General features: G+C 56.2%; 17 protein-coding genes. 12 read left to right on the forward strand and 5 right to left on the reverse strand.

What is annotated here, in order from left to right:
* Positions 1–36: 36 nt before the first annotated feature.
* The gene (locus VFA76_06330; GenBank protein HZR31452.1) at positions 37–972 is read right to left on the reverse strand and encodes an RraA family protein; all 936 of its coding nucleotides are present in this window, start codon (positions 970–972) and stop codon (positions 37–39) included.
* 44 nt (positions 973–1,016) lie between these two features.
* On the opposite strand from VFA76_06330, the gene VFA76_06335 reads away from it, so the two are divergent.
* From VFA76_06335 to VFA76_06370, 8 genes are all read left to right on the forward strand, one after another.
* Positions 1,017–2,363 (forward strand): MFS transporter, encoded by a 1,347-nt coding sequence (locus tag VFA76_06335; protein ID HZR31453.1) that lies wholly within the window; start codon positions 1,017–1,019, stop codon positions 2,361–2,363.
* Between the two features lie 19 nt (positions 2,364–2,382).
* On the forward strand, positions 2,383–3,483 hold the full coding sequence (locus VFA76_06340; GenBank protein ID HZR31454.1) for a sugar kinase: 1,101 nt from the start codon (positions 2,383–2,385) through the stop codon (positions 3,481–3,483).
* A 9-nt stretch (positions 3,484–3,492) separates the two neighbouring features.
* Entirely contained in the window at positions 3,493–4,164 is a 672-nt protein-coding gene (gene eda / locus VFA76_06345) for a bifunctional 4-hydroxy-2-oxoglutarate aldolase/2-dehydro-3-deoxy-phosphogluconate aldolase (GenBank protein ID HZR31455.1), read from the forward strand.
* Between the two features lie 45 nt (positions 4,165–4,209).
* Positions 4,210–5,376 (forward strand): aminotransferase class I/II-fold pyridoxal phosphate-dependent enzyme, encoded by a 1,167-nt coding sequence (locus VFA76_06350; GenBank protein HZR31456.1) that lies wholly within the window; start codon positions 4,210–4,212, stop codon positions 5,374–5,376.
* 85 nt (positions 5,377–5,461) lie between these two features.
* Positions 5,462–6,958 (forward strand): xylulokinase, encoded by a 1,497-nt coding sequence (gene xylB, locus VFA76_06355; protein HZR31457.1) that lies wholly within the window; start codon positions 5,462–5,464, stop codon positions 6,956–6,958.
* A gap of 53 nt (positions 6,959–7,011) precedes the next feature.
* Positions 7,012–8,181 (forward strand): xylose isomerase, encoded by a 1,170-nt coding sequence (gene xylA, locus VFA76_06360; GenBank protein HZR31458.1) that lies wholly within the window; start codon positions 7,012–7,014, stop codon positions 8,179–8,181.
* Positions 8,182–8,241: 60 nt separating this feature from the next.
* On the forward strand, positions 8,242–9,243 hold the full coding sequence (locus tag VFA76_06365; protein ID HZR31459.1) for a sugar phosphate isomerase/epimerase: 1,002 nt from the start codon (positions 8,242–8,244) through the stop codon (positions 9,241–9,243).
* Positions 9,244–9,339: 96 nt separating this feature from the next.
* A complete protein-coding gene (locus tag VFA76_06370) occupies positions 9,340–9,729 on the forward strand; it encodes a hypothetical protein (GenBank protein HZR31460.1) in 390 nt (129 codons plus the stop codon).
* Positions 9,730–9,760: 31 nt separating this feature from the next.
* On the opposite strand, the gene VFA76_06375 is transcribed toward VFA76_06370, so the two are convergent.
* The 4 genes from VFA76_06375 to VFA76_06390 all read right to left on the reverse strand — a co-directional run bounded on the left by VFA76_06375 (position 9,761) and on the right by VFA76_06390 (position 14,209).
* Positions 9,761–10,489 (reverse strand): AraC family ligand binding domain-containing protein, encoded by a 729-nt coding sequence (locus tag VFA76_06375; GenBank protein HZR31461.1) that lies wholly within the window; start codon positions 10,487–10,489, stop codon positions 9,761–9,763.
* Positions 10,490–10,499: 10 nt separating this feature from the next.
* Positions 10,500–10,961, reverse strand: a complete 462-nt coding sequence (locus VFA76_06380; GenBank protein ID HZR31462.1) for a cytochrome c — start codon at positions 10,959–10,961, stop codon at positions 10,500–10,502.
* Positions 10,962–11,040: 79 nt separating this feature from the next.
* A complete protein-coding gene (locus VFA76_06385) occupies positions 11,041–13,050 on the reverse strand; it encodes a pyrroloquinoline quinone-dependent dehydrogenase (protein ID HZR31463.1) in 2,010 nt (669 codons plus the stop codon).
* 151 nt (positions 13,051–13,201) lie between these two features.
* Positions 13,202–14,209, reverse strand: coding sequence for a dihydrodipicolinate synthase family protein (locus VFA76_06390; GenBank protein ID HZR31464.1), 1,008 nt, complete (start codon positions 14,207–14,209; stop codon positions 13,202–13,204).
* Positions 14,210–14,542: 333 nt separating this feature from the next.
* Here VFA76_06390 and VFA76_06395 point away from each other — a divergent pair, with 333 nt between their 5' ends.
* The 4 genes from VFA76_06395 to VFA76_06410 all read left to right on the forward strand — a co-directional run bounded on the left by VFA76_06395 (position 14,543) and on the right by VFA76_06410 (position 19,697).
* Positions 14,543–15,127 (forward strand): gluconate 2-dehydrogenase subunit 3 family protein, encoded by a 585-nt coding sequence (locus VFA76_06395; protein HZR31465.1) that lies wholly within the window; start codon positions 14,543–14,545, stop codon positions 15,125–15,127.
* The gene (locus VFA76_06400) at positions 15,124–16,791 is read left to right on the forward strand and encodes a GMC family oxidoreductase (GenBank protein HZR31466.1); all 1,668 of its coding nucleotides are present in this window, start codon (positions 15,124–15,126) and stop codon (positions 16,789–16,791) included. The genes VFA76_06395 and VFA76_06400 overlap by 4 nt, the downstream gene beginning before the upstream one ends.
* Positions 16,792–16,967: 176 nt before the next feature.
* Complete coding sequence (locus VFA76_06405; GenBank protein HZR31467.1) at positions 16,968–18,284, forward strand: sulfotransferase; 1,317 nt, start codon at positions 16,968–16,970, stop codon at positions 18,282–18,284.
* An 87-nt stretch (positions 18,285–18,371) separates the two neighbouring features.
* A complete protein-coding gene (locus VFA76_06410; GenBank protein ID HZR31468.1) occupies positions 18,372–19,697 on the forward strand; it encodes a hypothetical protein in 1,326 nt (441 codons plus the stop codon).
* Positions 19,698–19,757 lie beyond the last annotated feature (60 nt).

Raw genomic sequence — 19,757 nt, forward strand, 5'->3', positions numbered from 1 at the left:
AAGTCCGTTCCGCAAAGACACCGGCTCTCGCTTTGCCTACTGAGGCGCCATGCGCCGTTTGGAGCCTTTCTGCTCCAGCCATTTATTAAATTCTTCGATCATTGGCTTTGTCCATCTGGCGTCAATCTGACCCGGCGTGTACTTGCCCTGGCGCAACATCATGTGTCCCCACTCGTCCACGAAGTGGGTCATCTCCGTGTCATCAGCCACTTTTTGCGCGAGTTGCGGAGGAATAAAGGTAACTCCCTCGGGGTCGCCCACCGCGATGTCTCCCGGCATCACCGTGGCGTTGCCGATTCGAATTGGCACGTTGATTCCCATCAACATTGTGCCCTCGAGCGCGGAGGGATCGGCGCCGCGCACGTAAACCTGAAATCCCTTGATCTCTTGTATGCCGCTGGTGTCGCGCACTGCACCATCCACGATCAGGCCGTTATGGCTGTGCGCGTAGATCGCAGTCGAGAGATTATCGCCCGCAAATGTGCCGTAGCGGATTTTGCCAAACAAATCCACCACCAGCACGTCCCCCGGCTTCAGAATATCTATGACCCAGGAGTTCTCGCCGCCCACACGCGATTCCTTCTTTCCGTTTGCCTGAATCACGGCGTCTACATCCGGCCTATGCGGCATAAAGACCGCAGTTACAACTCGTCCCACCAGTCGTTCTCCCGGATTAATCACCTTCCATCCGCCCTCAAACTGGTTTCGAAAACCGGCATCTTGCAGGACGTCCCACGCCTCCTCTGCAGTGATGTCTTTAAATCGGGAGAGCAGAGCATCGGGAACCATCGGACGGCCGTCAGGGAAGCGCTCGCCGCGCCATTCAGGTGTGAAGGCGATGCGCTGTTCTTTGGAGAACGTTCCCAACTGCGCGTTCGCTGGGAGCGCGACCACCGTACTCAAGACTCCAACTGCGAAGTAGCGGGCAACATTGATCATGGGACTTTCCGCGAGAAGCAACGATGTTGCCATGAGAGTCGAAACGCCGCAACCGTTTCCGCAATCCAGGAGCAAAAGTGACCAGCGAAAAATCTACCAACGTGCGCTGGTTCCTGGTGTTCTGGCTTTTCATTCTCAGTGCCGTGGCGTATCTCGATCGGGTGAATCTTTCGATTGCCGCCACCTCGATCGCCCGCGAGTACCATCTCAGCAAAATTCAGCTTGGGCCCGTCTTCAGCGCTTTTCTCCTGGGCTACGCGCTTTTTCAGACAATCGGAGGGCGATTGGCCGACCGCCTTGGTCCACGGCGAGTGCTCACGGCGGGGGTGTTGTGGTGGGGAATCTTTACCGCGTTGGCCGCTGTTGTCCCTCCGGGGATCCGTGGCGCACTTGTTGTTTTCATTTCCCTACGGTTCTTGCTGGGAGCGGGAGAAGCTGTCATCTATCCGGCGTCTAATCAATTCGTTTCGCGCTGGATTCCGAGCAAGGACCGTGGGCTCGCCAACGGCCTCATCTTTGCCGGCGTAGGTGTCGGCGCGGGTCTCACCCCTCCATTGATTACGTACGTCATGATTCATCACGGCTGGCGATCCTCATTTTTTGTTTGTGCATTGATTGGAGCGCTGGCGGGGGCAGTCTGGTTTCTCATCGCTCGCGACACTCCGGAACTGCACCCGAGTGTTTCCGCGGCTGAGCGCGAAGCCATTCGTTCGGGTTTAAGTCTCAAGGCATCGGCCGAACGACGGCCCATCTCATCACTGGTTCCCTGGACCAGCGTGCTGACCAGCAGAAGCGTTCTGGCAATAACCCTAAGCTACTTTTGTTACGGCTATGTCGCCTGGATCTTTTTCAGCTGGTTTTACATCTACCTTGCCGAGGTGCGGGGACTGAATTTGAAGGCCAGCGCCTTTTACGCGACGTTGCCTTTCCTCGCGATGGCAGTAACCTCGCCGCTCGGTGGTATTATCGGCGACCGGCTGACGCGCTCCCGGGGTGCCCGATTGGGAAGATGCGTTGTTGCCAGCGTGGCAATTTCCCTGGCTGCGGTGTTTCTTGTAATGGGTTCCAGAGTAGAGAGCGTTCGCCTCGCCAGTGTCGTGCTCGCTGGAGGAGCTGGCGCATTGTATCTGTCACAAAGCGCTTTCTGGTCGGTGACGGCTGACATTGCGGGCTCTTCGTCGGGGTCGGTTTCTGGATTCATGAACACGGGAAACCAATTGGGTGGTGCACTCACTGCCTCACTTACGCCCATCATCGCTGCTCGCTTTGGCTGGACCGCTTCATTCCTGGTGGCCGCCGCGATGTGTGTGGTTGGCTGCCTGGCTTGGCTGCTCGTGGATCCTGGATTTCGTCTGGCCGAAGTTACCCAGCCGCATCGGGAAGAAAATTCGGTGAAGACTCAGGTTGTGCAGCAACGCTCTTAGTAATGAGCGTTCAAAGAACATGGCCGCATTAAAGCTCAAGAATAAGGAGTCGTGCCAGTGGGACCTGGTCAGCCTTGGCGAGGTGATGCTGCGCCTCGATCCCGGCGACTTTCGCGTAGCTACCGCGCGACACTTTCGAGCCTTCGAGGGAGGCGGTGAATACAACGTCGCGCGCGGCCTGCGGCGATGTTTTGGCATGAGGACCGCCATCGTGACCGCCCTTGCCGATAACGCCGTCGGCCACTTGGTAGAAGATCTGATGCTGCAAGGCGGAGTGGATCTGCGGCACCTTCGCTGGATGCCATTCGATGGCGTGGGCCGAACCGTACGCAATGGCCTGAATTTTACTGAACGCGGTTTCGGACCCCGTGCCGCGCTCGGATGCTCTGACCGGGGACACACCGCAATTTCGCAGCTCAAGCCCGGCGATATTGATTGGAAGCAGATTTTTGATAAAGAAGGCGCCCGCTGGTTCCACGCCGGCGGCATATTCTGCGCCCTCTCAGAAACCACGCCGTTAGTGGCCAAGGAAGCCATGGAAGCGGCAAGACGTTCGGGCGCGGTGATTTCTTATGATCTGAATTACCGTGCCTCACTGTGGAAATCAATCGGAGGAAAAAAGAAGGCGCAAGAGGTCAATCGCCTGCTAGCGCCGCTGGTTAACGTGATGCTAGGCAATGAAGAAGATTTCACAGCCGCACTGGGCTTCGATGTTGCCGGCGTTGACGAGGGCCACTCTTCGCTCGATCCAGCCAACTTCAAGCAGATGATCGAGCAAGTTGCACGGGACTTTCCCAATCTTTCTGTGGTGGCGACGACTCTGCGGCACGCGAAAACTGCCACGGTGAACGATTGGGGCGCAATCTGTTATTGTGATGGCCGATTTTATGAGGCACCGGTCAGGAAGAACCTGGAGATTTACGATCGGGTAGGCGGTGGCGATTCCTTTGCCTCTGGTTTGATTTATGGATTTCTGACCGGCAAAGAGCCGCAATGGTCGGTGGAGTGTGGCGCCGCACACGGTGCGCTGGCGATGTCCACGCCTGGGGACACCAGCATGGCGACCCTGGAAGAGGTGCTGCAAGTAATGAAGGCGCAAACGGCGCGCATCGCTCGCTGAAAACCAATAATGACTAGAGACGAGGTCATCCGCAGAATTGGCGAGATCGGGATCGTGCCCGTGGTAAGGGCAGGGAGTCCGGACGAAGCCTCGCGTGCTGTAGAAGCCATCCTTGCGGGCGGGATCTCGGTAGTTGAAATTACCATGACGGTTCCGAACGCTGTGGCTGTGATCCGAGAAGTGGTCCGGCAATATGGGAAAAAAGTGCTAACCGGCGCCGGCACCGTGTTGACAGCTAAGCAAGCTGAATCGTGCCTGGCCGCTGGAGCTGAGTTTTTGGTGAGCCCCGGGCTGTCGCTTCCGGTCCTGCGCGTTGCGGAAGCTGCCGGCAAGCTGGCCATCCCTGGAGCCTTGACGCCAACCGAATTGATGGCAGCCAGCATCGAGGGAGCCGAGTTGGTAAAGATATTTCCCTGCGGCAACGTTGGTGGACCGAAGTACCTCAGGTCTTTGCGGGCGCCCTTTCCCGACATTAACTTGATCCCCACGGGGGGCGTGAATTTATCCAATGCTGGAGACTACATCGGTGCTGGCGCATTCGCGCTCGGTGTGGGCGCTGACCTGGTAGATACCGCGGCGCTACGCAATGGTGATTTGCAAAAGATTATTGGCACTGCGAGGTCACTGGTAGATGCTGTCCGACGGGCTCGCGACAAAGATGCTCTTGCCAGCATCCCGTAGCGGAAAGGAGAAACGATTCTGCAGACGCCAGCCTCCAAAAAAGTTTTGATAAGCGAGAAGGCCGAACGCTTTACCGAGTCAGTGATCCGCGAGATGACTCGCCAGGCGCAGCTCCACGGTGCCATCAATCTCGCCCAGGGTTTTCCTGACTTTTCGGCTCCTGCGGAGATCAAACGTGCCGCGCAGGAAGCCATCGCCGCTGATATAAATCAATACGCGATCACCTGGGGTTCGAAGTCTTTGCGCCAGGCAATAGCCCGCCACATGAAGGTCTGGCAGGGACTGGACGTTGATCCGGAAACCGAAATCACCGTCTGCTGCGGTTCCACCGAAGCGATGATCTCTTCGCTCCTGGCGGTGACCAACCCTGGCGACGAGATCATCGTCTTCGAACCGTATTACGAGAACTATGGTCCGGATGCGATCATTGCCGGCGCCCGTCCCCGCTTTGTGAAATTGCGGCCGCCAGCCGATCCCGCCGGTGAGTGGACCTTCGATGAGCGTGAACTGCGGCGTGCCTTCGGCTCAAATACCAAAGCTATTATCGTTAACACTCCCAACAATCCCACCGGCAAAGTATTCACGCGCGCAGAACTCAATTTAATTCGCGATTTGTGCATCGAACATGACGCTCTGGCGATCACCGACGAAATCTACGAGCACATAATTTATGACGGCGCCGAGCATATCTCGATGGCAAAGCTGGACGGGATGCGCGAGCGGACGATCACCATCAATGGTGCTTCCAAAACCTACAGCGTTACCGGATGGCGCGTGGGATGGGCAGTGGCCCCGGCACTACTTACGAACGCCATTCGCAAGGTGCACGATTTTCTTACCGTTGGCGCGCCCGCTCCGCTGCAGGAGGCGGCTGCCGCTGCGCTCGCATTGCCCGCTTCGTACTACAAGAGCTTGGCTGATGGCTATCGCGATCGGCGCGAGCGTTTGCGCTCTGCACTGGTGGAAGCTGGATTTGTGGCGTATCTTCCGCGGGGCGCTTACTACATCATGACCGATATCGCCGGTTTTGGTTTTGCTGACGATCTGGCATTCACCAAGCATCTGGTTTCAAAGGTCGGGGTTGCCGCGGTTCCAGGATCGAGTTTTTACAGTGATCCGGCGCAGGGCGCGCAGCAGGTGCGCTTTGTCTTCAGTAAAACCGATGCCACACTGGACGAAGCCGCGCGCCGGCTGCTTAAGCTTCGCCGCTGACGTCTTCGCGGATTCATTTTTGCGGCGCATCAACACTTCTGCGTGCCGCCAGGATGGCGGCGCTACATCCGTTTTCTGATAACCCATGAACCTTCTGGGCATTGATGTCGGGACTGGTGGTACCAGAGCAGTCGTTGTCTCCGAGACCGGAACGGTGATTGCGGTTGGTTCAGCCGATCACCAGCCATTCCGCTCACCTCAAATCGGGTGGGCTGAGCAAGATCCGCGAGACTGGTGGCGAGCAGCCTGCCAGGCAATCAAGTCTGCGCTCTCTCAGGCCGGTCTGAAGCCTGATGCGATCTCCGGAATCGGCCTCACCGGCCAGATGCACGGTGCAGTCCTGCTCGATGAAAAAGACGAAGTACTGCGCCCGGCCATCATCTGGTGTGATCAACGCACCGGAAAACAATGCCGGGAAATTACCGAGAGAATCGGCGCTCGGCGACTGATTGAGCTCACCGCCAATCCAGCATTGACCGGATTCACCCTTCCCAAGCTGCTGTGGGTGCGCGAGAACGAGCCCGAAATCTGGCAGCATGTGCGCACCGTGCTACTGCCGAAGGACTACGTTCGCTTCCGCTTGACTGGCGAACGTTGCATTGACGTTGCCGATGCCTCCGGTACTCTGCTCTTCAATGTGGCTCAACGCCGCTGGTCCACCATCGTCGCTTCGGAGTTGCAGATTGACCCCCACCTCCTGCCCAAAGTCTATGAATCCCCAGAGGTAGTCGGCGCGGTGTCGAAATCCGGGGCTGAGGCTGCCGGTCTAGCCGCAGGCACCCGGGTCGTCGCTGGTGCTGGTGATCAAGCAGCCGGGGCTGTAGGAATGGGAATCGTTCGTCCGGGAGCGGTTAGCGTGACCATAGGCACTTCCGGAGTGGTTTTTGCTGCTACCGACTGTCCTGGACTCGATCCCGCCGCCCGAGTGCACACCTTCTGCCATGCTGTGCCCGGTCGCTGGCACCTGATGGGCGTGACTCAGGGCGCGGGACTCTCATTGCGTTGGTTCCGCGATCAGTTCGGAGCGGGTGCGGACGATGGCCGTGACCCTTATGCCCGGCTCACAGAAGAGGCGGCGCAAACTCCCCCAGGTGCGGACGGGCTTCTCTGGACGCCGTATTTAATGGGCGAACGAACCCCGCATAATGATCCCGATGCCCGGGCAGCCCTGGTGGGCCTTACCGCCAGCCACACGCGCGCTCACGTTGTGCGTGCGATCTTGGAAGGCGTGGCCTTCAGCCTGCGTGATACCCTGACCATTTTCGAGGAGATGAAGGTCCCGGTAGAGACCATTCGCGTGGGCGGCGGTGGTGCGCGGTCCCCAGTGTGGCGGCAGATTCAGGCGGAGGTTTTCGGTCGGGCGGTGGAAACCGTCGAAGCGGAAGAAGGTGCTGCTTATGGGGCAGCCCTGTTAGCCGGAGTCGGATGCGGTGTCTGGCCTTCAGTGGATGCCGCTTGTGGCGCGGTGATTCGGGTGGGATCACGGGTGCAACCTGATCCCCGAAGTGTGGCCATCATGGAGAGGAGATACCGGGCTTTTCGTGCGCTCTATCCAGCGCTGAAAGCTATTCCGCAAAACTGAGAGGGCGAGGGGCTGTTTTCAATCCAGATTAGTGATTTTTCCGAGAGGTTCTTATGGCGAGAGATAGTTACCAACCACGTCCTGAGCACAAATTCAGCTTCGGGCTGTGGACGGTCGGCAATCGTGGACGCGATCCCTTCGGCGACGTGGTGCGGCCAACGCTGCCGCCGGTCGAAGCCGTCCGCATGTTGGCTGAAGTCGGCGCATGGGGGGTGAATCTGCACGACAACGACCTTGTGCCAATTGACGCCACTCCCGCAGAGCGCGACCGCATCGTCCGAGAGTTTCGCAAAGCTTGCGAGAAGAATGGCATCATCGTGCCCATGGCCACTGTAAACCTGTTTTATGATCCGGTGTTCCGCGATGGCGCGTTTACCGCCAATGATCCCGCGGTGCGTGCTTATGCAGTGCAAAAAACCATGCGAGCGATGGATCTGGGAGTCGAACTCGGCGCAAAGATCTTTGTGCTTTGGGGAGGACGCGAGGGCGTCGAAACCGATGCTTGCCGCCGTGCCGACGAGGCCATAAAGCGGCTGCGGGAAGCCATTAACTATCTGTGCGAATACGCCATTGATCAGGGCTACGACTACCAGTTCGCGCTGGAAGCCAAGCCCAATGAACCACGCGCTGACATTTATATGGCTACCACCGCAGCCTATCTGGCATTGATTCCAACCCTGGATCATGCCGAGATGGTCGGCGTGAATCCGGAAGTAGCGCACGAGCACATGTCCGGCTTGAACTTCATGCACGCGGTGGCGCAAGCCTGGGAGGCGGACAAGCTTTTTCATATTGATTTGAACGACCAGGCATTTGGCCGCTACGATCAAGACCTGCGCTTTGGCTCGGCTAACGTGAAGAGTGCTTTCTGGCTGGTGAAATTTCTGGAGGATGTCGGATACGATGGACCCCGCCATTTTGACGCGCACGCCTACCGCACTGAAGATTACGAGGGCGTCAAAGACTTTGCCCGCGGCTGCATGAGGACGTACCTCATCCTCAAGGAAAAAGCGGCACGCTGGAATGCCGACAAAGAGATCAAGGCCTTGGTTTTAGAAGGTACAAAGACATCCAAGAAACCTCCGAGTGTCGGCCGCTATAGCAGAGCTGGAGCCAAAACGCTGTTGGCTCACAATTTTGATCGCACGGCTATGTCCGCCAAAGGGCTTGGCTACGAGCGGCTCGATCAACTGACTACCGATATTCTCTTCGGAGTACGCTGAGCCTCGGCCCAGCGTACTCCAAGGCTTGTTTGCGTTTGATCACGACTTCTGGAGCAATGCATGCCACGACCGGTTTGTCTTTTCACAGGACAATGGGCTGATCTTCCGCTGGAAACCCTTGCCGCCAAAGCCAGCAAGTGGGGATTCGACGGGCTTGAGCTCGCATGCTGGGGCGACCATTTCGAAGTAGAGAAGGCCCTCGCCGACCCCGGATATTGTAAAACCCGATGGGACATTCTGAAGAAGCACAACCTGAAGTGCTTCGCGATTTCCAATCACCTTGTAGGCCAGGCAATTTGCGATTTAAACATTGACCAGCGTCACAAGGGCATTATGCCTCCGGAGGTCTGGGGCGATGGCGAGCCCGAAGGCGTGCGCCGGCGCGCTGCAAAGAACATGATGGACACGGCCCGTGCCGCGGCAAAGCTGGGCGTGAAGGTGGTGAATGGATTTACCGGCTCGAAAATATGGCACGTGCTGGCGATGTTTCCGCCGGTTTCCCCAGAAATGATCGACGACGGTTACCGCGATTTCGCCACCCGCTGGAACCCGATTTTGGATGTCTTCGACCAGGTTGGGGTGAAGTTCGCGCTCGAAGTGCATCCCGGCGAAATCGCGTACGATTTCTGGACGACCCGACGCACGCTGCAAGCCATCAACAATCGCGCCTCATTCGGCATCAACTTCGACCCCAGTCACCTGCACTGGCAGATGGTTGATCCCGTGCCGTTCGTTTATGAATATGCCGATCGCATCTACAACATGCACGTAAAGGAATCCATTCGCGTGCTCGACGGCCGCAACAGTATCCTTTCTTCACATCTGTTTTTTGGCGATCATCGCCGCGGCTGGGACTTTGTCTCTCCCGGTCGAGGCAGTGTTCCCTTCGAGCGCATCTTCCGCGCGTTGAATCAAGTGGGATACAAGGGCCCGCTCTCAATCGAATGGGAAGACAACGGAATGGACCGTGAGCAGGGCGCTCCAGAGGCCCTCGCGCTGGTCAGACGACTTGACGTAAGTCCTTCAAATGTCGCGTTTGACGCGGCTTTCAAGCATGATTGACTCCGCAGGACTTGACCTTTGGTGACGTTTTAATCGCCTTGCCGGCTTGTTACCGTAATCGCCTGAGTGTCCCAGAGAGGCGAAACCCGGTAACCTATGTCCAACCCTTCCAAGCTGAATATCCTGTACGGCGAAGATGATGAAAAGGCGCTTGCTGCAGAACTGTCTCACATGAAGGAAGCCGGCCACACCGTTGAAACCGCGATCGGCCGCAAAGGGATTCAGGAAGCTCTTAAACGCAAGAAGTTCGACCTGGTGATTCTCGGCCACACCCTCGACAAGAACGATCGCCATCATCTGCCTTACATGGCAAAGAAGGCCAATCCCGCTACCAAAGTCTTGGTCCTGCACGCAGGTGATCATCCGCAAGTGGATGGAGCCATAGACTCACCACACAGCGTGGAGAGCTTGTTGCGGGCGATTTCCTCTGTCATGTCCGGAAGTCCGGCGCCACTCCTGGCAAAAGGTGCAGCGGCAGGGAAGTAAGCCCCTGCTCTCGAGGGTCCGTGCCTGGCCACTAACGAACCAGCGCCCATGGATAGACCCCGGTATTCAGCTTGATAATCATGTAGCTGAAGCCGCCGGGATCGGGCTTGGGTTGGTGTGGAGCATTCGGCGGAATTAGCAGCCAGTCTCCAGCTTTAACTTTGAAAGTCTGCCCGCCGATAATAGGTTGACCGCGATACTCGCCCGGAATTATGCCGTCCTTGTCTTTTAAGTTTTGTTCGTTAGCGATTTTTCCACCCACAATCATCTCTCCAGTTCCGCCGGTAAAAACGTAGAAGTCGTAAACGCCCGCATGCTGTTCGGCGTCGTCCCAGACGCTATTCACTTTTGTCAGGCTCGGGACAGGTTGATCTCGATGGAGCCGATACAGCATGAACATGCTGAAATTGCGTGTCTGTACATGCACCGGGCCGCCGCCAAATGACTGGCTGCTCCCGCTCCCCGCCTGGCTCGCCGCCTTCATCGCCCTCGCCGCCAGCTCGGTGTGCGCCTTCTGTATGTCGTCAATGTTCCAATGAGTAGGAGGTGGCGCATCGGGCGCGATCGGCGGATCTTCAGGATTGTCGTAGCCAAACGGCCTCGCTTCGCCGGCATTCCTCTGCGCGAAAGCTTTCTGGATCAGCGAAAAGTCATTCAGGTGACCCGTCAAAACGGGCTGCAAGCTGGGCCGCGTCGCCCTGCCCGCGATATAACCGATCAGCGCAGCGGCGATTGCGACCACTGGAAGTATTCGCTTCATACGTCCTCCGTTATTTGGTTGGCTCAGGCTTGCTGGCCTCAAACCGGATCTCCCGCAAAAATTCCGGCTGTCGCGGCAGATCCGTATTTCCGGCCGGAAATTTATTAAAGCTCAGGATGTAAGCCAAAATGTCTATTTTGTTCTGACGGCCAATCCGCCCGGGATTGTCCTGCGGCATGGTGCGTCGAATACGTTCGAACAGATCTCCGAGCGGAAGCCCGTTCCAGTTGGAAGTGAAGCGAGGCCCTGCCAGGGGTGGCGCTTCCCCTGCTCCGTGCAACGTTTCACCATGGCACGACGCGCATCCCTTTTGAAAAAGTTGCTCTCCGCGTTTGGCTTGGTCTTCCGAATAGACTCCATCCCAAACCGAACGGGATTCAGACTGTGCCGGCTCCCCTTGCGAATGGCTCAGCGGTTGTGCCCAACATGCGCAACCAAGCCAGGTAATAGCAATCAGGCCGATGACTGTCACTCTCCACCTTGTATCGGAATCTTCGTTCGCGGGAAGCCTGGCTGCTATCACTCTCATCTCGTCGGGATGCGTCCTGTCTTCACTCCTCTGGCGATGGCAGTGTGAACGCAATGTACTCGCCCGAATAGTTGCCGCCGCTCACCGCAACCACGATGTACTGCTTGCCATTCAGCATGTACGTCATCGGCGACCCGCTCTGTGGCGCGGGCAGATAAACGGCGCCGACCTCTTTGCCGGTTGCCTTGTCATATGCACGCAGCATCGCTCCACGCGGATGCTCGGTCGTTGTAGTCACTTGTCCTTCACCAGCAATCACAAGAGTTTTAGTCACTAGCGTGCCGATGTTGTACGTCTCCTGGCCGGTGCGTGGAATATGGAGCCCCTTCAGTGCAGGATGGTTCCTGATCGCATCCGGCGTTTCTCCGTGCGCGATCTGCCACACGATCACGCCTTTGTCGAGATTAATAGCAGTGATGGTCCCATAAGGGGGTTTGAGCAGCGGCAAGCCATCAACATTCAGCTCTACGTAGCCATTAGCCTTGCCCCTTTTCATGGGTTTCGGCGCATCAGCACTGGAGCTGTCCCCTGCGGCGTTGATCATATGCACTTCTTGCCCGGCAGTTCCATAGACGTAATTCATGTCCGAAAAATTCTTCGGCGGAGCCACCAACCCAACCGGATCAAGACAGGAGTTGCATGCAAAGAGATAAGCCGTGTGGGTCTCCGGATCGTATGATCCGCCCGGCCAGTTTGTCCCGCCGGAATCGGCTCCCACCATAAGAGTGCCGAGCGGGCCATCAACCTTGCTGACGACCGGAGGAGTGAAGATTGGGCCCATGTGGTACTTGGAGACAATCGCCTCCGCTTTTGCGCGAAGCGCGGGTGTGAAATCAATCAGATCGTCAATCGAAAGGCCATTTCGGCTGTAAGCAGACGGTTTGGTAGGAAATGGCTGCGTATGTGAGTACCACTCGCCCGGCACTGTGCCAACCTCCACCGGACGCTCTTCTATCGGCCACACCGGTTTTCCGGTCACCCGGTCGAATACATAGAGAAAGCCCTGCTTCGTTGGCTCAGCCACTACCTTCACCTGTCTGCCGTTGACCGTGATGTCGGCAAGAATTGGTGCCGACGAAATATCCATGTCCCAGAGAGGATGGTGAACGAACTGATAGTGCCACTTACGCTCGCCGGTCTTCAGGTCAACACAGACCAGGCTCTCTCCAAACAAGTTGTTTCCTGGCCGGTGTCCGCCATAAAAATCTCCGGTCGGCGACTCCACCGGCAAATAGACCAACCCTAGCTGCTCGTCCACAGTGATCTGCGTCCATACGCCGGTATTGCCGGTGTATTCCGCCGAGCCATTCAGCCAGGTGTCGTAACCGAATTCGCCTTTCTTCGGAATGGTGTGGAAAATCCAAAGGCGCTTGCCGGTGCGGACATCGAACCCGCGGACGTAGCCCTTGTTATTGCGCATGCTAACCGGAGTAAAGCCTTCGCGGAATGCTGCGCCGACAATGATCGTGTTTCCCGCCACCGTCGGGGCCGAGTGCAATCCGATTTCACCCGTCGTCAAGTCGGGGAAGAAAGTTTGATCGTCATTCAGCTTCAGGTCCACCGCGCCGCCGTCTCCGAACGAGGGCACCCGGACCCCGGTTTTCGCATCCAGGCAGATCAGCCGATATCCCGGAGTGATATAGAAAATCCGTTCTTCTTTTCCGTCAGACCAGTACGATAGTCCGCGGCCTGAGAGTTGACGGGGAGCGGCGGCGCCACGTGCTCCCTCATGCTCGCCGTGCACCCAGAGAAGTTCACCAGTCGCCGCATCCAGGGCGATGGCGGCACGACGCGAACCCGCGGTCGCATACACCACGCCGTTCACCATCAATGGCGTCCCCTCCAGCTTGTACTCCGGCCGGTTGCCAAAGATGTCCGTCTTCACTCGCCAGGCTACTTCGAGGTCATTAAAATTTGAGGCATTGATCTGGTCGAACGGCCGGTACCGAGTGCCTGCAAGATCGGCTGTGTAGGTGGGCCATTCGGTTTGCTTTGCGTGATATTGGCCCAAAGCTGATTCGGAGTTGCACACTAACGCAGCGGCACAAACCAGCAGAGAGATGCATCTACCCGTGTTCCCTTGGGGCATCATCCTCCTGTGCAATGCTTTTAACGCCGCGGTCATTGATAGGTAAGAAGGTCGAATAAATTTCCAGCGTGAGATGCAGGCAGTGGCGTCATTCTCATGCCATCTGCTTTAGCTGTTCCACCGCCGCTTTCATTTTTGTGCGTTGCTCATCGGTCATGTCGGCAAAGGGGGGGCGCTGATAGGTCTGCCGCGTTCCCATCTGAAGGCTGAGCGCATACTTCATAGGTCCGAATTCATAACCGCCGGCTGGCTCCAGCAGTTTTATGGCCGCATCCAGCTTTGCCAGGGGAGCATCGAGGCTGTTGCCCGCGCGCTTCGCAGCGAATACCGCAGCGATCTCGCGGGTGAAAAGATTGCCTTCCATCAGTATGGCTCCCATGCCATTGTCCAGCGCAGCTTTCAGATTGGTCACCGTGCCGGTTCGCATGTTCAGCTTTGGAAACTCATGCACAAAGCGCTGGTATTCCGGAACGTCATCGCTGGAATCTTTTATTCCCGCAAGATTCGGATATTTTTCTAACCTGTGCAGCAATTCGAGCGAGATTGGCACGCCGCTGGTATCGGGTATGTGGTACAGGTTGATAGGAATTGTCACTCTTCCGAAAAGCAGAGAAAAGTACTTCACCAGTCCTTCCAGAGATGGCTTCTTGTAGTAGAACGGCGGGATCACCAGCAAGCCATCAGCGCCATTTGCCTGCGCATGCTCGGACAACTCGATGGTTTCGGGGAAGTTCGAGGTTCCGGGCGAGACCATGATGTTCAATCCGTTGCGATTCTTAAATGCGACTTCGGCGATTTTCTTTCTCTCGGCCACTGAAAAAGATGGGTATTCACCCGTTGTCCCCAGCACCACGACCCCATCCGCGCCGGCCTGCTTGAGATAGGCCATCTCCTCGGCATAAATGCCTTCGTCAAATTTCAAATTCTTGTCGCAGGGGGTGAGGGCTGCCACCCAGAACAGGACCTTGTCAGTGGAAGCTGAAGGGGATTTGCCGGACATAGGTTCACCTTTCGTTGCCTCGGCAAACTTACCTCCCCCTACCGCGCCAATGGCAGCCGCAGCTCCCAAAGTTCCAAGAAAACTCCTTCGTGTTGTGGCCATGATGTCGCCCTTTCAAGCTAAGAAAGAATCGGCGGGAAGTCTAAGGCACTTAGAGAAAAAACGCAAAGCATTCTTCGTCTCCGGGACGCGTGTTGCGCAATCGCAAGTGCCGCGCCGACAGGAACCTCCCGTTACAAGCTGAAGCACAAAGAATGAGCGGCCTGACGGACTCAATCTACTGCAATTACTCGAGCGGCAACTGGACAATGTTGTGTACTGCCGGCGCAGAGCCATTGTCCCTGTGCTATGATTCGCCGCAATTCACAATCTTCAATCGGACGGTAGCAGGGGAAAGCTGTGGAAAAAGCAACAGCCTCACGTCGGCAGTTCATAATGAGTTCCATTTCCGGGCTGAGTTCGGCATGGCTGGCTATGCACTGGCCCTCCATTCTGCAGGCCGAACGCCACGCGCACAGCATGGCGCAAGCAACCGGGACACTGAAATTCGACTTTTTTTCTGCGGAACAGGCTCTGGAAGTCGAAGCCATTGCTTCCCAAATCATCCCTAGCGATGACGGGCCAGGGGCACGCGAAGCTCGGACCGTCTACTTCATTGATCGTGCTCTTACAACTTTCGAGCGCGAGAAGCAGTCTCTCTATCCGCAAGGCTTGAAGCAGCTCGAATTCAAAACCCACGAAATGTTCCCGGCTGCTAAGAAATTTTCCGGTCTGAGTTCAGCGCAACAAATTCAGTTGCTCAAGACAATCGAGAAAACTGATTTTTTCGAGACCGTACGAGTACACACTATTATGGGATTTCTTGCCAATCCCGAGTACGGCGGCAACTACAACAATATCGGATGGAAGACCCTGGGCTTTGAAGACCAGTTCTTCTACGAACCTCCCTTCGGCTACTACGACGCTGAATACACAAAGAACAAGCCTCAGTCCGACCCCGTATCGGACCCTAAGTCATGACCAAATTTGAAGTCGGTACCCCCGTTGACTTTGTGATCATCGGCGCTGGTGCTGCCGGCGGGGTAGTCGCCAAAGAGCTTTCCGTAGCCGGTTTTCAGGTAGTCGTTCTGGAACAGGGACCGTATTTCCGGCGTAAAGACTTTCAGCATGACGAGTTGAAGACGCGGAACAATTGGCAGCAGCCGTACATCGGGCAAGAGGTGCTTACCAATAATCACGAGCGTCAGCCGAACACTTTCCGCAAGACCGCCAAAGACAAAGCGGTGATCGCTCCCACCGTCGAATACGGCCAGGGCGTGGGCGGTGGGACAGTCCATTTCACCGCTAATTACTGGCGCTTTCACGAAATTGATTTTATGGAACGCAGCCGCTGGGGGCCGATTGCGGGCACCGGTTTTTCTGACTGGCCCATAACCTACGCTGAGCTTGAACCGTATTACAGCAAAGCTGAGTGGGACATCGGCGTCTCAGGCCTTGCGGGTGCCAACCCCTTCGATGCCCCTCGGTCCAAGCCCTATCCGTTGCCGCCACTGCCCATCAAATCCTCGGGTGCGTTGCTGGAACGTGGGGCGCGCAAGCTGGGCTGGCACCCTTATCCGGCGCCCATGGCAATTCTCTCGCAGCCCTATCAGGGCAGGTCGCAATGCGGTCACTGCGGCTACTGCGAGTTGATGGGCTGCGAATTCGGAGCCAAATCGAGCACGCTGGCCAGCGTTATTCCAGTTGCGGAGAAAACAGGCCGCTGCGAAATTCGTCCTCACAGTTATGTGCGGAAAATTTCAACTGACCGTCGCGGGCGTGTGGACGGCGTGATTTATTTCGATGGTCAAAAACAAGAGATCTTTCAAAAAGCGAAAGCGGTAGTGTTGTGCGCCAACGGAGCAGAGACTCCGCGCCTGCTGCTGCTCTCAAAATCCAACCTGTTTCCCGACGGTCTCGCTAACTCCAGTGGGCTGGTCGGCAAATATTTGATGTTTGATTGTGGTCAGGCCGCCGAAGGTACCTTCGAACATCCGCTCAACGAGTACAAGAGCGTGGTCGTAACCCGTGTAGTGCAGGATTTTTATGACGCAGACCCGAAGCGTGGTTTTTATGGTGGTGGCGGCCTGGATGCGCGCTTTGACGCTTACCCCATCGGCTTTGCACTTTACGGACTTCCGCCCGACGTTCCGCGCTGGGGCTCGGAATTTAAAAAAGCGCTGAAAGAAAACTACACTCGCAGCATGATGATTCTGTGTCATCTGACCACGTTGCCCATGGAGAGCAACACCATTACCCTTGATCCAGGCATGAAAGATGCCTGGGGCCTTCCGGCAATGCGCGTCACCTACAAGAATCACCCTGACGATCTGAAGAATATGGCCTTCTTCCGGGAACGTGCCCTGGAATTGCTGGACGCCGCAGGCGCCAAGAAAAAATGGGCCGATACTCCCGACGACATAACCACTTCCGTGCACCTCATGGGAACCTGCCGCATGGGGAACGATCCCCAGCAGTCGGTGGTGGACAAGTACCACCGCGCCCACGACATTCCCAATTTGTTTATTGTTGACGGGAGCAGTTTCGTCTCAGCCGGCCGCAACCAGCCCACCTGCACCATCCAGGCGCTCGCCTATCGCGCCGCCGAGCACATAGGCAGGATGGCAAAAAACGGACGGATTTGAACACCTCTTAGAACCGGGTCAGCTAAGCTCATTGGCTTCGTTTCGAATCTTTTTATTCATGTTCCTGGCGCACGCGCTCTTACCGATACGTGCGCTTCAGGGCACAGGGTGCCCCGCGGCCATGGATCTTGTGCAGATTGCATTCGTGATAAGTTTATCTGCTGATCCTGGCGTCCATGGAAACATTGACCCCCATTCTCATTTCTGGAGGAGGCCGGAGCGGTAGTACCGCCCTTATGGCATTGCTCGGCTCCGATCAACGTGTGGTGTTCTATAGGGAGTTTCCCTATGAGAGCCGCTATCTTACATATTTGGTAAAGTTTACCCAGCTGATGCAACGTCCAGATCTGCATCAGTACGTCGACGCGGAGCAGCTTTACAACTTGAACTACGCCGGAGTCGGCGGCCAACCGCCATGGATCATACACCGCATCAACAGTCCCAATGTCTACCACCCAAACGCCAGGGAGTCATTCGCCAACGGTTCTGGCTGGGTGTGCGATTTATGGAAAAGATTTTGTAGCGACGTTCTTCGCCAAGTCCCGGCGGCTTTGTTTTATGCGGAAAAGGCCCCCAACTGGCTGGCGCCGGTACTTCGCCAATATCTCGCGTGCTTCACCATTTATAACTTACGCGATCCGCGGGACATATTTATCTCAACCAACGCGTTTATGCAGAAGCGGAACACGCTTGGTTTTGCACGGTTGGCGGGCGACACAGATCTGGATCATGCGCGGAGTTTAGCGCGTGCCTTCATTGAAACTTTTGAAAACTATTTCGCTGATCGCCATCGCCAGGACACGCAGCTGGTGCGTTATGAAGATTACGCGTCCGATCGCCCGGAAGTGGTCAAAAGGATTGAAACATTGACTGGGGTCAAACCGCAGTTTAGAGAAGACTTTGTGCGCGACCACGCGACCGCGAAGGACCTGTCGCATTCGGTGAACAGGTGGAAATCAGAACCCATACCTGAGGAAGTCGTGTTACTGCTCGAGCAGAACCTTCATGAAGGAATGACAATGCTTGGTTATCCGCTGTCTCTTTGGGATCCCAAGCAGCCTACCCGGGATATTTCGTTTGCGGAGCGAAACATCAACCTCGCGCAGCTCAGTCACTCGCAGCCTGGTTCACTGCAGCAGGAGGCGGAGTACGCCGTGGCCCACGTCCAGGGCCCCAGCTTTCACCTGGTTCTGCCAATTGTGCCGTTTGCAGCTCAGGAAGTGAAAGAAATATGGATATGCGTGAGCGGTAGCGTAGGAAAAATCTTTTCCTTGTACTGGCGGAGGCGCGATAGCCAATTTTCTGAGATTGCCGCGATCCATCTTGCCCACTTGCCATCTCCCCACTGGAGGCTGTTAACATTTCCGGTACAAACGCATTCGGAGTGGAAGGGCGAGATCGCCCAATTGCGCCTCCACCTGTTTAACAGCAATGCCAATGACGCGCAAAACGTCGGAACGGGGCGCATCCGTTGGGTGCGGTTGGTGCGCTAAATTTCGACGGGCTTCGACCAGCGATGAGGATGGTGAAGTGACCACGATTCACCTGCCGCTGAACTGGGTGCGGGAGCAACGGTGCACATGAGCAGCGCCGTGCCGCAAGCTGAGCCATTAGAGCAGAGTGGCACCGCCCCTTACCGCAATTTCGTGATCGTCGCCGTCACGATTTTCTTCATTTTTGTGTTGCGAAAGCCGGATTGTCTTCTCAATCCACAATTTTGGGCCGAGGATGGCACTCTTTTCTTTCGCGACCAACTGGTGAAGAGCTTTTTCCATGCGTTGGGCACGCCCTACCAAGGATATTTTCAGCCCCTGGGGAGAGTTGTTGCTGCATTCTCTTCGTTGTTTCCAGTGCGTTACGCCCCTTTGTCTTACGATCTTTCAGCGCTGACGATCGATTCCGTGTGTTGCGCAATGTTCGCATTACCACGATATCGAACCTACATTTCTTCGGACTGGATGCGGTGTACTTTGTGCCTGATCGTCGTCTCAGGTATTCATTCAGCAGAATTAGTTGGGAATTTAGCAAATTCGCAGTGGTACGTACTGTTAGGGGGAATCTTACTTGTCGCTCAGCCGCCGGATGCGCACGGTCTCCTGCGTCGGTGTTTATGGTTGCTGCTGGCGATGGGAATTGGCCTTTGTATGCCGATCCTGGTGATCGTGATTCCGATAGGGATTTACCGACTTCTACAGAAACGGACCCGCGCTGGCTGGTTTACCACTGCGATGGGACTGGGTGGGCTCCTGCAATCCGCATTCGCGGTCTTCTCGCGCCGCGGGATACCACTTTCCAAGCCAAGTGCGGATGCGGTGGTTTTCGCGTTGTTTATGGCATTGAGTTACAAAATCTTGCTGCAAGTAATCATGGGAATACCATGGGTTGTAAGAACTGCAAGAGCAGGCTACATGAGCACAGTTTTTCTAACGACTGCAATTTCATCCTCGCTTTTCACCTGGCTGTGGCTGCGCATCGCACAAGAGGAGCGGGTTAGGGTACTCGCAGCCTCGTATCTGATAATCGCCGCAACAGCTCTACCCCTCATTGTAAGACCAGGGCTGTTGCCTTTTGCCAGCCTTGCCGAAATCCCGGACCGCGGTGAACGCTATTTTTTTTTAGGATCGTGCCTGGTGATTTATCTGGTTGCTCTGGGATTGGAACGTGGAGTCGCCCTGCGCAGCCAGGCTTGGGGATGCACTCTGCTCATCCTCATTTTTGCTGGCGGAATATACGGAAATTTTCGAATCCCGCAGTTTGCGGATTTGCATTGGAAGAACAACGCCGCACAGATAAGCTCGTGGAGAAATGACAAGAAATCGGGAAAACCCACGCCGGAATTCTTCATCCCGGTCAACCCGCCCGGCTGGTTTATAGAGCTGCCTGCATCACCGGGGAAACGGCCCTAAAATCTACGTTCAGTTGAGCACTTTGGCTAAAAACGTGTATTCTTACTCGAAACCTGGCGC

This window comes from Terriglobales bacterium (assembly GCA_035651655.1).
Taxonomy (GTDB): Bacteria; Acidobacteriota; Terriglobia; order Terriglobales; family Acidobacteriaceae; genus DASRFG01.

Excerpts from the sequence above, each read along its gene's own strand:
- VFA76_06330 (HZR31452.1), bottom strand. The coding sequence starts at position 972 with ATGGCAACATCGTTGCTTCTCGCGGAAAGTCCCATGATCAATGTTGCC.
- VFA76_06340 (HZR31454.1), top strand. The coding sequence starts at position 2,383 with ATGGCCGCATTAAAGCTCAAGAATAAGGAGTCGTGCCAGTGGGACCTG.
- eda (HZR31455.1), top strand. The coding sequence starts at position 3,493 with ATGACTAGAGACGAGGTCATCCGCAGAATTGGCGAGATCGGGATCGTG.
- xylB (HZR31457.1), top strand. The coding sequence starts at position 5,462 with ATGAACCTTCTGGGCATTGATGTCGGGACTGGTGGTACCAGAGCAGTC.
- xylA (HZR31458.1), top strand. The coding sequence starts at position 7,012 with ATGGCGAGAGATAGTTACCAACCACGTCCTGAGCACAAATTCAGCTTC.
- VFA76_06365 (HZR31459.1), top strand. The coding sequence starts at position 8,242 with ATGCCACGACCGGTTTGTCTTTTCACAGGACAATGGGCTGATCTTCCG.
- VFA76_06370 (HZR31460.1), top strand. The coding sequence starts at position 9,340 with ATGTCCAACCCTTCCAAGCTGAATATCCTGTACGGCGAAGATGATGAA.
- VFA76_06375 (HZR31461.1), bottom strand. The coding sequence starts at position 10,489 with ATGAAGCGAATACTTCCAGTGGTCGCAATCGCCGCTGCGCTGATCGGT.
- VFA76_06390 (HZR31464.1), bottom strand. The coding sequence starts at position 14,209 with ATGGCCACAACACGAAGGAGTTTTCTTGGAACTTTGGGAGCTGCGGCT.
- VFA76_06395 (HZR31465.1), top strand. The coding sequence starts at position 14,543 with ATGAGTTCCATTTCCGGGCTGAGTTCGGCATGGCTGGCTATGCACTGG.
- VFA76_06400 (HZR31466.1), top strand. The coding sequence starts at position 15,124 with ATGACCAAATTTGAAGTCGGTACCCCCGTTGACTTTGTGATCATCGGC.
- VFA76_06405 (HZR31467.1), top strand. The coding sequence starts at position 16,968 with ATGGAAACATTGACCCCCATTCTCATTTCTGGAGGAGGCCGGAGCGGT.
- VFA76_06410 (HZR31468.1), top strand. The coding sequence starts at position 18,372 with ATGAGCAGCGCCGTGCCGCAAGCTGAGCCATTAGAGCAGAGTGGCACC.